Origin of the sequence: uncultured Streptococcus sp. (assembly GCF_963511325.1) — a bacterium.
Classification (GTDB): Bacteria; Bacillota; Bacilli; order Lactobacillales; family Streptococcaceae; genus Streptococcus.
Map to the genome: position 1 here is coordinate 1 of NZ_CAUPII010000015.1, position 13,320 is coordinate 13,320.

The following is a 13,320-nucleotide window of genomic DNA, read 5'->3' on the forward strand; positions in this document are numbered from 1 at the left end:
AACTTCACTCAGAAGAAGCAATCAAAGCCTTCAAGGAAAAATACGAAGCAGAAGAGCTTGTACCATTCCGCCTCTTCTTGGAAGAAGAAGGATTGCAATCACGCGCAATTAAATAATTCCTCTCGTCGAAAATCAAAGATAAATTTGTAGACTTTATTCTGAGATTCACTTCCGACGATTTCATCATTGAAACCTTAATTTTCAATGATGGAATCTAGTGCGGAGCCTAGAAAAAGTCCCAAAGGATTTTTCGTAGTTTGATGAGCAAAGATTTGCCATCTAACTTGGTTCCGCCTTGTTTATTCTTTGATTTTCATAGAGAGAAACTTGAAAAGATCGGAGCAATCCGGTCTTTTTATGGAGGAGAGTAAATGAATTTAAATCAATTAGATATTATCGTTTCAGATGTTCCCCAAGTCTGTGTTGCCTTGGAGCGTATTTTTGATAAAAAGGTCGATTATGTTGATGACAGTTTTGCTCAGTTTACGATTGGCAGTCACTGTCTTATGTTGTCCCAAAATCATTTGATTCCTTTGGAAAATTTTCAGTCAGGAATTATTCTACACATTGAGGTTGAGGATGTCGACCAGAACCAAAAGCGGTTAAAAGAGATTGGTGTCGAGATTTTACACGGTCCTTGTGAAACGGATTGGGGAACAGAATCCCTGTTAGTTGAAGGCCCTGCTGGTCTAGTGATTGATTTTTATAGAATGAAATAAGGGCGCTTAGTCATTTGAAGTTAACCTTAGCTATTTTTAAAACAGAAATTGAGAACATAAACTATTAAAAGATCGGAGCCATCCGGTCTTTTTTATATAAAGAACTTGCATATAAATGGTTGACAGCGCTATCCTGAAATCTTATAATAAAAATGTAACTGATGTGGAAAGGAGAAATATTTTTAAATAGATATAGTAAGAGGGCTTCTTTATTTTATTAGGAAGAGAGAGTGAAGATGGCGTTCAGTTTACCGCTCGACTTTATGGTTCTGGGAAACCTTACAATTGTCACATAATGACCAATGAACCTTGAGATTGAAAGTATCTCCATGAATGGACGCGAATAGATATTAGGAGAAAAGAGATGCAAAAAAAGGATATTTATTTAATCTGTATTACCATGATTATCTGTTCAATTATTCTAGGATTGATTATAGGTAGTTTTATTCTTCGTGGTCTGGAAGATATTGCTGCAATAATTAGCCATGGCTTGCTGACAATCAATCAATCGATTAAATAGCATGAGGTATTAATTTTCTTACATTTTGATGACTGAAAAGATCGGAGCAATCCGGTCTTTTTCTTGTCTTTTCTGTTAAATTTGTTAAAATAGCATCATAACAATGTTCTAAGGAGAAAAATATGCCAACAACTTTCTTTCTATTAATTGGCTTAATGATTTTAGGATTTGCTGCCTTCACCTATTTTATGTTTTCCTATTTTATATTTAGTAATTATAGTAATGCCAAGAGATGTACCGAAAGAACGGAAGGAGTTATTATCCGATATTCCTATGCTCTTTATAATGGGATTAGTCTCCCAGTTGTTGAATACACTGTTGATGGAAACCAATACAAGGTCGTAGGGCCTAAATTTCTATCTGCTATTTCAAATACAATCAGTACTCCCTTAGGTTCAATCGTATCTGATGTAAAAACGGATAATTTTGAAAATGGTGAAATTCCACAAGTTTTAAGATACAAAGTTAAGGGTAATAGTTTTTTGTCTTATACAAAATCTCCTCTTAAGGAACGCTTTCCAATTGGTGGAAAAGTTGCTGTTTATTATGATCCTAAAAAACCAAAACATTCCTATGTAGAAAGACCACTAAGACCTGGGCGATATGCATGGTTGGCAAAATGTTTTATCTATCTCAATGTTTTTATTATGATTGCTCTAGCTTTCTTTATCATGTTCATTCTTCCAAATCTTATGAAATAAAGCAGTTTTATATACAAACTTCAACTACCCTATTTGGCTTCTATGTTCATCGTAGAAGCTTTTTTGTAAAGAAAATGTTTTTCTTAAAAATTATTTAGGGGCTATTTCAGCTTTTTTAAATGTTTGATAGTATAATAGTACCAGTAAATCATGTGAGGTAAAGTGATGACAGAAATACTACAATTTCCAGAGGGTTTCCTCTGGGGTGGTGCTACGGCAGCTAATCAATGTGAGGGTGCTTATAATTTAGACGGTCGTGGGTTGGCGAATGTTGATGTTATTCCAATCGGTAAGGACCGTGAAGCCATTATCACAGGTCAGAAAAAGATGTTTTCTTTTGAGGAGGGCTATTTTTACCCAGCCAAGGAAGCCATTGATATGTACCATCATTACAAGGAAGATATTGCCCTTTTTGCGGAAATGGGCTTTAAAACATATCGACTTTCCATTGCTTGGACTCGGATTTTTCCTAAGGGCGACGAAAGCGTGCCAAATGAAGCTGGTCTAGCTTTTTATGAGGATTTGTTTAAGGAATGCCATAAGTATGGGATCCAACCTCTGGTAAGCATCACGCATTTTGACTGCCCCATGCACTTAATTACTAAGTATGGCGGTTGGCGCAATCGTCGTATGTTGGACTTCTATGAGAATCTCTGTCGCACACTTTTTACCCGTTACAAGGGCTTGGTCAAATACTGGCTAACATTTAATGAAATAAATATGATTCTTCATGCACCCTTTATGGGAGCTGGTCTCTGTTTTGAAGAAGGAGAAAATCAAGAACAAGTCAAATACCAAGCAGCTCACCATGAGTTGGTAGCTTCAGCTCTGGCGACTAAGCTTGCTCATGAAATTGACCCAGAAAACAAGGTTGGATGTATGTTGGCAGCAGGGCAGTATTATCCTAACACAGCCCATCCGAGAGACTACTGGGCTGCTATGGAAGAAGACCGCAAGAGTTACTTCTTCATTGATGTTCAAGCGCGTGGGGAATACCCAAATTACGCAAAGAAGCAGTGGGAGCGTGAGGGGATTGAGATTGAAATGACGGCAGATGATTTGGTTTTGTTGAAGAACAATACTGTTGACTTTGTTTCCTTCTCTTACTATGCAAGTCGAGTGGCCTCAGGTGATCCAGAAGTTAAAGAATTAACAGCTGGAAATGTTTTTGCCTCTCTCAAAAATCCCTATCTAGAATCCTCAGAATGGGGATGGCAGATTGACCCACTTGGGCTTCGAATCACCCTCAATGCCATCTGGGATCGTTACCAAAAGCCCATGTTCATCGTAGAAAATGGCCTCGGTGCTATTGATACACCAGATGAGAATGGTTATGTAGCAGATGACTATAGGATTGCTTATTTAGAGGCCCACATCAAGGCTATGCGAGATGCCATTTACCAAGATGGAGTAGACTTGCTTGGTTATACAACTTGGGGCTGTATCGATCTGGTTTCAGCTGGAACAGGCGAAATGAACAAGCGCTATGGCTTTATCTATGTTGATCGTGATAATGCAGGAAATGGGACTCTCAAACGCAGTAAAAAGAAATCCTTCTACTGGTACAAGGATGTCATTGCCAGCAATGGTGCAAGTATTGAGTAGAGCTCATTTGTTCACTATTTTTACAAAATCTTCTCCCTACTTTATAAGATGTGAAAAAGAGTTCAATTAGACCTAGCTTTTTGCTATAATGAGGGGAGAAAAATCAGACAGGAGATCAAGATGTCAGAACCATTATTTTTACAATCAGTTATGCAAGAAAAAATCTGGGGTGGGACTAAACTACGTGATGAGTTTGGTTACGACATTCCTAGTGAAAAAATCGGAGAGTATTGGGCAATCTCAGCTCATCCAAATGGAGTGTCTAAGGTAGCCAATGGTCGCTATCAAGGAACAGATCTCGCTACTTTGTATGCGGAACACCGTGAATTGTTTGGCAACCGTCCAGAGCCAGTATTTCCACTTTTGACCAAAATCCTTGATGCCAATGACTGGCTCAGTGTTCAAGTTCATCCAGACGATGCTTATGGATTAGAGCATGAAGGTGAGCTCGGAAAAACTGAATGCTGGTATATTATCGCCGCGGATGAAGGTTCTGAGATTATCTATGGCCACAATGCCAAGTCTAAGGAAGAACTCCGCCAGCAAATTGAAGACAAGAACTGGGATGCCTTGCTTACAAAGGTTCCTGTTAAGGCTGGGGATTTCTTCTATGTACCAAGCGGAACCATGCATGCTATCGGTGCAGGTATCTTGATCCTTGAAACGCAACAGTCTAGTGATACAACCTACCGTGTTTATGACTTTGACCGTAGGGATGATAATGGCAACTTGCGTGAGCTTCATCTTGAAAAATCCATCGATGTTTTAAATATCGGAGAGCCTGCAAATAGCCGTCCTGTGACTGTCAAAGCAGATGATTTGCGTTCAACTTTACTTGTCTCTAATGATTTCTTCGTAGTTTACAAGTGGGAAATTACTGGAAAAGTTGACTTTGAAAAAACAGCTGATTACAGCTTGTTAAGTGTCTTGACTGGTCAAGGTCAGCTCATTGTAGACGGTAAGGAATATCCAATCCAAAAAGGTAGCCACTTTATCTTGCCAAGCGATGTTGAAGCTTGGACCTTGGAAGGTCAAGGTCTAGAATTGATTGTTAGTCATCCATAAAAAGAAAAGAGGCTGGGACAAAAGTCCTAGCCTCTCAATTGTCTTTGGATTGTTGAGCAAGACGCAGTGGTTGAGTGGGCTCTACTACGCTGATTTCATCAGCTTTTACAGCCCTACTCAACTGTGCGGAGGTGGGACGACGAAATCGAATTCTATCGAATTACCGATTTCTGTCCCACTCTCCTTTTTTCTATTTACATAAATTGGGCGATAAAGACCACGATGATGATAATTGGGATGATGAAACGAAGAAGGAAAAGCCAGACTTGGAAAAGTCCTTGTTTCCAAGGTGTTTCATCAAGATGAAGTTCCTCCATTGCCAGTGCCTTCTTGAAAATATAGCCTGTAAAAAGAGACAAGCAGAGAGCACCAAAAGGCATGAGAAGGTTGGAAACCAAGAAATCCATAGCATCAAAGAAGGTTTTCCCAAAGGTTTGAACATCCGCCATGACACCGTAAGATAGGGCCGAAGGGATACCAAAGATAAAGGTCAAGATACCTAAAATAAGACTCCATTTATTACGTTTTTCGTTATCTTGGTCAGTGATATTTCCAACATTAATTTCCAGCATAACGACAGAAGAAGTGACCGTCGCAAAGAGGAAAAGTAATAGGAAGAGAATATAGAAAATACTTCCAAAAGGCATCTTGTCAAAGAGTTGGGGTAGAACGATAAAGAGGAGACTAGGTCCTCCTTCAGACTGGATGTTAAAGGCTGACATGGCTGGGAAAATGGCTAGACCTGCCATGATGGATACCGAGATGTTCATTGCAACGATAGACATACCTGATTGGACCAGATTGGTTTTCTTATCTAGGTAAGAAGCATAGGTCAACATGGCCGTAACCCCGAGGGACAAAGCAAAGAATGACTGTCCTAGAGCATAGAGGAAACCAGCACTTGTCAGTTTTGAAAAGTCAGGTTTGAGGAAGTAAACCACACCTTCCATAGCATTTGGTAAGCTTAGAGAGCGCCCGATAATAATGACAAAGATGATAAATAGCAGGGGCATCATGAGCTTAGATGCTCTTTCAATCCCTTTTTGAACCCCTTTAGACACGATAAAGATGTTGAGGAAGATAAAAAGAGCTTGAGACCCAAGGGCAATCCAAGAATTTGAAATGATGTCTGTAAAGAGTTGGGGATAATCACTGTTAATCCCAACTTGGAAGGCTTTAGCAATAGCGATACCTAGATACACTAAAACCCATCCCCCAATAACACTGTAAAAGGATAAGAGGATGAAAAGGGCAAAGGCACCGATCCAACCGATAAAGTTGTAGTTCTTGTTATCACCCAATTTTCCAAAGGTTTTGATTGCTGACACGCCAGCGCTCCGACCGAGGGCAAATTCAGCCAAGAGAAGTGGAAATCCAATCAATAGTGTCGAGATGAGAAAGACCAGTAAGAAACCTCCCCCACCATTGGCAGCGGTCATATAAGGGAATTTCCAAACGGCCCCAAGGCCAATAGCAGAACCAGCAGATGCAAGGATAAAGCCCAGTTTTGAGCCCCATTGCGATTTTTCAGACATTGTTAAACTCCAATCTATTTCTAAATAATAAAAGGCTACTTGAGTTGTCAAATAGCCCTCTCTCAATTGCTCTTTTGAGCTTATTCTTTGATTGATAGACTTGATTATCCTATCATGATTTTTCAAGTCTGTCAAGAAAGCGATTTTCATGTTTTTATAAAAAATCTGATAAAATACTTGACTCTCCTCAAAGGGGAGGGTATATACTATTTATGTGAGGAGGAAATCATGTACCATATTAAAGAAGCTGCGCAACTTTCAGGTGTCTCCATCAAGACCCTCTACCATTATGACAAGATCGGACTCTTGGTTCCATTAAAGTCAGAAAATGGCTATCGAACCTATAGTCAAGAGGATTTAGAACGACTACAGATTATCCTCTATTACAAGTATCTAGGCTTTTCTTTAGAAAAAATAGCAGAGCTATTAAAGGAAGAAAAGACGGACTTGTTACCACATTTAACTAGACAGTTGGACTATTTAACTCAGGAGAGGCAACATCTGGATACCTTGATTTCAACCTTACAAAAAACTATCCAAGAACAAAAAGGAGAAAGAAAAATGACTATTGAGGAAAAATTCACTGGATTTAGCTACCAGGACAATCAAAAATACCACCAAGAAGCAGTAGACAAGTATGGCCAAGAAGTCATGGATCAAGCACTTGAGCGTCAAAAAGGACGAGAGGATGAGGCTGCAACAGCCTTTAACCAAATCTTTCAAGCCATGGCACAAAATCTTCGAGATGGTCTACCTGTAACAGCATCTGAAAACCAAGAAGAGGTAGCTAAGCTATTGCAAGCCATCCGTACTTATGGATTTGACTGTTCTATCGAGGTCTTTGGTTATATCGGAAAAGGCTATGTCTATAATCCAGAGTTTAAGGAAAACCTTGATAAGTTTGGACAGGGAACAGCCCAGTACACATCAGATGTCATTGCCCACTATGTAGGCACACAAACTCGATAAAACTCAAAGACCAAGCTAGAACTGACAAAGCCAGTAACAGAAATTTATACTCTTCGAAAATCACATTCAAACCACATCAGCTTTATCCGCAACCTCAAAGCTGTACTTTGAGCAGCCTGCGGCTAGCTTTCTAGTTTGCTCTTTGATTTTCATTGAGTATTAGTAGGAGGACACAGACCTAGCTTGAAGATTAGATAAGATAAAATCGGCGGAGTGACCTCTGCCGATTTACTGTTATTTGAGTTGGTAAGACCAGTCTTCTCCATCCTTATAGTAAAAGAACTCACTGAGGTCCTCTTCGAGAAAAACACGAAGCATATCAGACATATCCTCAGTAGCTAGTTTAAGATGAGATAGATTTTCAAAATCCTCCCACCAGACTTTTCCTTCGTCTGAAGATTGGAGCTCACCAGTAAAGTGTTCAGTTTTGTAAAAGAGGATAACATAGCGATAATCTGCATCATCATACCAATCTTTGATACCACAGAGTTGAGGTTTAGAAATGGTCAGACCAGTTTCTTCCTCCACTTCACGAATGACAGCATCGACAAAGGACTCGCCACGTTCAACATGGCCGCCAGGAAAAGTAATGCCAGGCCAGTTAGGACTAACTCGGTCTTGGATCAGAACCTTGTCTCCATTTTTAATCAAGCACATATTGACAAATTCGACTGATTCTCTTCTGTTCATCTTATTTTTCCTATTTTGTTAGTAATTTTTCTACCACGTTTAACTTTCGCATGGTCAGATCAACGCCGAACAGCTTTTCGAGATAGTTGGTATTAAGCTTTTTTCGTTTTGCAGTTCTAGGGAGATAGAGGTAAAGACAATGGTTGCCGATACAAATTTCTTCTTCACCATAGTCAATATTCAATTTTTCTAATGGTAGACTTTGGATAGCATTCTGGAAAAGAATTATATGTATACGGTCATAAAGATAGTGTTCTCCAAACGGATTTTCTTGGACAATTTTTGTAAAATCACTCTTATTTTTAATGACCATTTTCAAGTCGGCTCCGATTTTTTCTTTTATTAGAGTATGGACTTGTTCTCGTATTTCTTCTATGGCTAAGTCGCTTTCAAGAATAATATTTCCACTTTGAATATAAGTTCGAACGTGTTGGAAACCAGCCTCTGTTAAGATATCTACCAGATAAGACATTTTAGGGATAGCATTTTGTCCATTCGGTGTAACACCTCTCAGTAAAATAATATGTTCCAAAATAGCTCCTTTCTTATCCAATATCTTTAGATACTATATCATTTATAGTTCTAGTTTGAGCCTGCCACCCAGCCGGTGCAGAGGGCGGAAGTGATGTTAAATCCCCCCGTATGGGCATTGATATCTAGTACCTCACCAGCAAAGTGGAGTCCAGGTACTAGCTTACTTTCCAGCGTTTTAGGATTGATTCCCTTGAGACTAACCCCCCCTTTAGTTACAAAAGATTTTGCTAGCGACATCTTTCCAGTCACAGGGATTTTAAGTGCCTTGATGGACTGGACAAGTTGGTCGCGTTCTCTTTCAGTTAGCTGTTTGACTTTTTCAGGATATCCTTGGACAAAAAATTCTGCCAAGCGTTCAGGGAGCAAGGCTTTTAAGGCATTTTTCAAGGATTTCTCACGGTTTTCTTCTAGAAAGTCTACTAAGTCACCTTCTGAAAGTTGTGGCAAGACATCTAGTGAAAGGACTTCCCCACCCTTGACAAAGCTAGACATGCGTAGTGCAGCAGGTCCTGACAAACCAAAGTGGGTAAAGAGCAAATCATGAGTGATGACGTGCTTACCATAGCTTAGGGTTACATCGTCTAGGGAAATTCCCTGCAAGGCCTTATGCGGGAAATCAGTCAACAATGGGCTTTCAGCAGCTTCGAGTTCGGTAATAGTGTGTTTGAAATGGCGGGCGATTTCGTGACCAAAACCAGTAGAGCCAGTAGAAGGATAGGATTTTCCACCAGTTGTGACGATGAGTTTATCACAAGTGAAAGTCTGGTCTGCGGACTTAAGGACAAACTGGTCGTCTATTTTTTTAACAGAAACAATCTCTGTTTGAGTGGCAATTTGCCCGCCTAGTTCCGAAATTTTCTTCTCCAGAGCCTCGATTATGGTCCGAGATTTGTCACTGACTGGAAAGACGCGGCCATGGTCTTCGACCTTGAGTTTTACGCCATTTTCAGTAAAAAAGTTGATGATATCATGGTTATCAAACTGGGAAAAGACACTGTATAGAAAGCGGCCATTTCCAGGGATGCCAGCTAATAGGTCATCTAGAGTTCCATTGTTGGTCACATTGCAGCGACCACCACCAGTACCCGCTAATTTTTTTCCAAGTTTTCGATTTTTTTCAATGAGGAGGGTTTTCTGCCCATAAAAGCTACTTGAAATGGTAGCCATCATACCAGCAGGGCCTCCCCCAATTACAATAGTGTCAAAATGTTTCATAAAAGTATTGTACCATAAAAAAGACGGAGGGACAGAAATCGATAGATCAAGTTTTACTTACCTAGTCCCACGAATTTTTAATAAATCAGTGGTTTGTTGAGTCTTATGAATTGACAAGATATAATTGTCAGTAAAATAGTTTTGTGGATCCGAAAAGAGCCACAAAAGTCTACTCAGCTACAGTAGAAAAGATAATTGCTGATAAAAATTGAGGTCGGGATATTGAATCCCGACCTCTGTCTTATATAAATTAGTCAATTTCATATCCCATAAGGAGTCCACCTTCTTCTGCATAAAAACTGCAGAGTCCAGAGGTTGGGATAATCTTAATTTCAGCTTGTGGGAATTTTTCACGTAAGAGCTCTGAGAGCTGTTGGCAGAATTTATCATTACTGCGGTGAGCCATGACGATACGTCCACCAGCATAGCCAGCTTTAATTAATTCTTCATAGGCAGCTTGAAGAGATTTTTTAGCACCACGAGCCTTTTGGAGGAGTTCCAAGGTTCCAGTTTCACTTGCTTCCCCAACCATACGAATATTGAGGAGCCCAACAACTGTACCGATCAGTTTACTCAAGCGACCATTCTTAACCAGATTATCAACCTTAGCGAGAACGAACAATAACTTAGTTTTTTCTTGGTAAGCAGTAATAGCATTAACCACTTCTTCAAAAGAAAGTCCTTGGTCAATCAAATCATTGATTTTCTCAACGATTAGATCAACTTCCCCACCAGCAGACAAGCTGTCAATGACATGAATCTGAGTATCAGGATGTTCTTCGAGATAGAGATTCTTAGCGAGTTGTGCACTATTGTGACTACCAGAAAGAGTTCCGGTAATGGTCACTACAAAAATATGTTTTGCCCCTTCAAATGCTCGCAAGTAATCATCAGGGCTAGGACAAGCTGATTTTGAAGCTTCAGAAGTTGCATACATGGTTTCCATCATTTTGTCAATATCAAGACTAGCATCGTCAATAAAGACTTGATCAGCTACTTGAATGGTTAAGGGAACACTGATGAATTCAGTATCAATTGCTGGATTTGCCAGTTGACGATAATCACAACCAGAATCAGCTACAATCTTCCAAGTCATAGAAATTCTCCATCTTTATCACTTATACATTGACAAAGGTTCTGTCTTTTTTTACAATTATATCATGAAAAATCTTAAAACAAAAGTCTCGTCGCTCTGTTGTCACAAGTAGAAAGGAAGTGTTATGGCCGAACGAAGAATTTCTGAAAATTCACTTGAAAATCTCAGAAAATCAAACAAAGAATCCAATTTACTGACCAGAGAAGCTATCGAAACAGCTCTTTTGCAACTTTTGGAGAAAAAGGAGTTGACAAAGATTAGCATTTCCGAATTGGTAAAAAGAGCTGGGGTCTCCCGTGCAGCCTTTTATCGAAACTATGACTCCAAAGAAGAGATTTTAGAAAGTGTCTTTAAACGCAGTGTCCATAATATCATGGAGCAGCTGAGTCATTATGATGTCAAAACGGATCTCTATCTGGTTTGGGTTCATCTCTTTCGTGAAGCCAGAAAAGAAGCCAAGATTATTCAGCTTGCCTTGGACTACCACTTGGAAAAAATCTTTGTGCAAGCCATGCAAGAGTTTTTAGAAAAATACTATGGAAAATCAAAAGGAGTCAGCTCTTACCTGCATTCTTTTTGGAGTTCTGCCATCGTATCAGTTTTGCTTAAATGGATCAAGGATGGAATGAAGGTTCCTGCTGAAAAAATTGCAGATTTACGCCTACCATTTTTCAAAAAATAGATCAGGAGGAGAGAAGTTATGACAGAAAAAAGACTGGCTTGGGATGAGTATTTTGCTGCTCAAGCCCTATTGATTGCCAATCGTTCAACCTGTAAACGCGCCAAGGTAGGAGCTGTTTTAGTCAAGGATAATAAAGTTATTTCAACAGGTTATAATGGCTCTGTATCAGGAACAGAGCATTGTATTGACCATGACTGTTTGGTGATTGAAGGTCACTGTGTCCGTACCCTTCATGCAGAGGTGAATGCTATTTTACAAGGAGCCGAACGTGGCGTTCCAAAAGGATTTACAGCTTATGTTACTCATTTTCCTTGTCTTAATTGTACCAAGCAATTACTTCAGGTAGGTTGTGAACGTGTCGTTTATATTAACCAGTACCGTATGGACGACTACGCCCAGTATCTCTATCGTGAAAAAGGGACTGAGTTGACACATTTACCACTTGAGACAGTACAAGCAGCTCTTCAAGAAGCTAACTTGATTTAAAAATTAAAAAAAAAGATGGTTTAGAAGGATTTTTAAACCATTTTTTGATATAATAAGAAGAATAAATTGAAAGAAGGAATTCAGAAAATGGGAAAACTTGAAGTCATTAATCATCCACTCATTCAACACAAATTGTCAATCTTGCGTCGTACAGACACTTCTACAAAAGCTTTTCGTGAATTAGTAGATGAAATTGCTATGTTGATGGGATATGAAGTACTTCGTGATCTTCCGCTTGAAGACGTTGAAATCGAAACACCTATCACAAAAACAGTTCAAAAACAATTGGCTGGTAAAAAATTGGCAATTGTTCCAATCTTGCGTGCAGGCATCGGGATGGTCGATGGGCTATTGAGCTTGGTTCCAGCAGCCAAAGTTGGACATATTGGTATGTACCGTGACGAAGAAACTCTTCAACCAGTAGAATACTTGGTTAAATTACCTGAAGATATCGACCAACGTCAAATTTTTGTGGTTGACCCTATGCTTGCAACAGGTGGTTCTGCAATCTTGGCTGTTGATTCCCTCAAAAAACGTGGAGCATCAAACATCAAATTTGTCTGCCTTGTATCTGCTCCAGAAGGTGTAAAAGCTCTTCAGGAAGCTCACCCAGATGTAGAAATCTTTACAGCAGCTTTGGATGAACGTTTGAACGAACATGGCTACATCGTTCCAGGTCTTGGTGACGCAGGAGACCGCTTGTTCGGTACTAAATAAGATTCTAAGCATAAACTAAAACTGTTCATTGGTTTTAGTCTCGAAAGGAGGTTGAATTTTTGTGTCTGTCTTTAGAATAGAGCAAAAATTTGACCTTTTTTGACCAAAAAGATATAATAGACCTGTATTGAGTCGTTTGACTAAGAAAAATTGAAATCAGAAGGAGAACTGAATGATTCCTGTAGTTATTGAACAAACAAGTCGTGGAGAACGTTCATATGACATTTACTCACGTCTTTTAAAAGATCGTATCATCATGTTGACTGGACCAGTCGAAGACAATATGGCAAACTCAGTTATCGCCCAATTGCTTTTCTTGGATGCCCAAGATAGTACAAAAGATATTTACCTTTATGTGAATACTCCAGGTGGTTCTGTATCAGCTGGTTTGGCAATCGTTGATACTATGAACTTTATCAAGGCAGATGTCCAAACTATCGTTATGGGAATGGCAGCCTCAATGGGTACAATCATTGCCTCAAGTGGAGCAAAAGGTAAACGTTTCATGCTTCCAAATGCAGAATATATGATTCACCAACCAATGGGTGGTACAGGTGGTGGTACTCAGCAAACAGATATGGCTATTGCTGCTGAACACTTGCTTAAAACTCGTAAGACTTTGGAGCAAATTCTTGCAGATAATTCTGGTAAATCAGTTGAGCAAATCCATGCAGATGCTGAACGTGATTACTGGATGAGCGCTCAAGAGACACTTGAATATGGTTTCATTGATGAAATCATGGCTAATAATTCTTTGAATTAATCTTTTGAAGCAAACTCGACTGA

General features: G+C 39.4%; 15 protein-coding genes. 10 read left to right on the forward strand and 5 right to left on the reverse strand.

Annotated elements, in window-relative coordinates; translation table 11 throughout:
• Positions 1 to 371 precede the first annotated feature (371 nt).
• From RQ973_RS05520 to manA, 5 genes are all read left to right on the forward strand, one after another.
• Positions 372 to 719: a VOC family protein gene (locus RQ973_RS05520; RefSeq protein WP_311523076.1), complete on the forward strand. Its 348-nt coding sequence runs from the start codon at positions 372 to 374 to the stop codon at positions 717 to 719.
• Between the two features lie 364 nt (positions 720 to 1,083).
• On the forward strand, positions 1,084 to 1,239 hold the full coding sequence (locus RQ973_RS05525) for a hypothetical protein (RefSeq protein ID WP_311523077.1): 156 nt from the start codon (positions 1,084 to 1,086) through the stop codon (positions 1,237 to 1,239).
• Positions 1,240 to 1,361: 122 nt separating this feature from the next.
• Positions 1,362 to 1,940 (forward strand): DUF3592 domain-containing protein, encoded by a 579-nt coding sequence (locus RQ973_RS05530; RefSeq protein WP_311523078.1) that lies wholly within the window; start codon positions 1,362 to 1,364, stop codon positions 1,938 to 1,940.
• Positions 1,941 to 2,105: 165 nt separating this feature from the next.
• Positions 2,106 to 3,545 carry a 6-phospho-beta-glucosidase gene (locus RQ973_RS05535; protein WP_311523079.1) on the forward strand — a complete coding sequence of 480 codons (1,440 nt, stop codon included), beginning with the start codon at positions 2,106 to 2,108 and terminating at the stop codon, positions 3,543 to 3,545.
• 120 nt (positions 3,546 to 3,665) lie between these two features.
• Positions 3,666 to 4,610 carry a mannose-6-phosphate isomerase, class I gene (gene manA, locus RQ973_RS05540; RefSeq protein WP_311523081.1) on the forward strand — a complete coding sequence of 315 codons (945 nt, stop codon included), beginning with the start codon at positions 3,666 to 3,668 and terminating at the stop codon, positions 4,608 to 4,610.
• 194 nt (positions 4,611 to 4,804) lie between these two features.
• On the opposite strand, the gene RQ973_RS05545 is transcribed toward manA, so the two are convergent.
• The gene (locus RQ973_RS05545) at positions 4,805 to 6,145 is read right to left on the reverse strand and encodes a sodium-dependent transporter (protein WP_311523082.1); all 1,341 of its coding nucleotides are present in this window, start codon (positions 6,143 to 6,145) and stop codon (positions 4,805 to 4,807) included.
• 228 nt (positions 6,146 to 6,373) lie between these two features.
• Here RQ973_RS05545 and RQ973_RS05550 point away from each other — a divergent pair, with 228 nt between their 5' ends.
• Complete coding sequence (locus tag RQ973_RS05550) at positions 6,374 to 7,114, forward strand: MerR family transcriptional regulator (protein WP_311523084.1); 741 nt, start codon at positions 6,374 to 6,376, stop codon at positions 7,112 to 7,114.
• Between the two features lie 234 nt (positions 7,115 to 7,348).
• Here RQ973_RS05550 and RQ973_RS05555 read toward each other — a convergent pair whose 3' ends face one another.
• From RQ973_RS05555 to RQ973_RS05570, 4 genes are all read right to left on the reverse strand, one after another.
• Entirely contained in the window at positions 7,349 to 7,804 is a 456-nt protein-coding gene (locus RQ973_RS05555) for an 8-oxo-dGTP diphosphatase (protein WP_311523086.1), read from the reverse strand.
• A gap of 10 nt (positions 7,805 to 7,814) precedes the next feature.
• On the reverse strand, positions 7,815 to 8,336 hold the full coding sequence (locus RQ973_RS05560; protein ID WP_000400057.1) for a DUF1697 domain-containing protein: 522 nt from the start codon (positions 8,334 to 8,336) through the stop codon (positions 7,815 to 7,817).
• 50 nt (positions 8,337 to 8,386) lie between these two features.
• On the reverse strand, positions 8,387 to 9,553 hold the full coding sequence (locus RQ973_RS05565; protein WP_311523087.1) for an NAD(P)/FAD-dependent oxidoreductase: 1,167 nt from the start codon (positions 9,551 to 9,553) through the stop codon (positions 8,387 to 8,389).
• Positions 9,554 to 9,803: 250 nt separating this feature from the next.
• Positions 9,804 to 10,649, reverse strand: a complete 846-nt coding sequence (locus RQ973_RS05570; RefSeq protein ID WP_311523088.1) for a DegV family protein — start codon at positions 10,647 to 10,649, stop codon at positions 9,804 to 9,806.
• A 124-nt stretch (positions 10,650 to 10,773) separates the two neighbouring features.
• Here RQ973_RS05570 and RQ973_RS05575 point away from each other — a divergent pair, with 124 nt between their 5' ends.
• The 4 genes from RQ973_RS05575 (at position 10,774) to clpP (ending at position 13,297) form a co-directional block, all read left to right on the forward strand.
• The gene (locus RQ973_RS05575; protein WP_311523089.1) at positions 10,774 to 11,331 is read left to right on the forward strand and encodes a TetR/AcrR family transcriptional regulator; all 558 of its coding nucleotides are present in this window, start codon (positions 10,774 to 10,776) and stop codon (positions 11,329 to 11,331) included.
• An 18-nt stretch (positions 11,332 to 11,349) separates the two neighbouring features.
• Positions 11,350 to 11,817 (forward strand): deaminase, encoded by a 468-nt coding sequence (locus RQ973_RS05580; protein WP_000136981.1) that lies wholly within the window; start codon positions 11,350 to 11,352, stop codon positions 11,815 to 11,817.
• An 87-nt stretch (positions 11,818 to 11,904) separates the two neighbouring features.
• Positions 11,905 to 12,534, forward strand: a complete 630-nt coding sequence (upp, locus tag RQ973_RS05585) for a uracil phosphoribosyltransferase (protein ID WP_000517029.1) — start codon at positions 11,905 to 11,907, stop codon at positions 12,532 to 12,534.
• 172 nt (positions 12,535 to 12,706) lie between these two features.
• Positions 12,707 to 13,297 carry an ATP-dependent Clp protease proteolytic subunit ClpP gene (gene clpP / locus RQ973_RS05590; protein WP_000613459.1) on the forward strand — a complete coding sequence of 197 codons (591 nt, stop codon included), beginning with the start codon at positions 12,707 to 12,709 and terminating at the stop codon, positions 13,295 to 13,297.
• Positions 13,298 to 13,320: the final 23 nt, after the last annotated feature.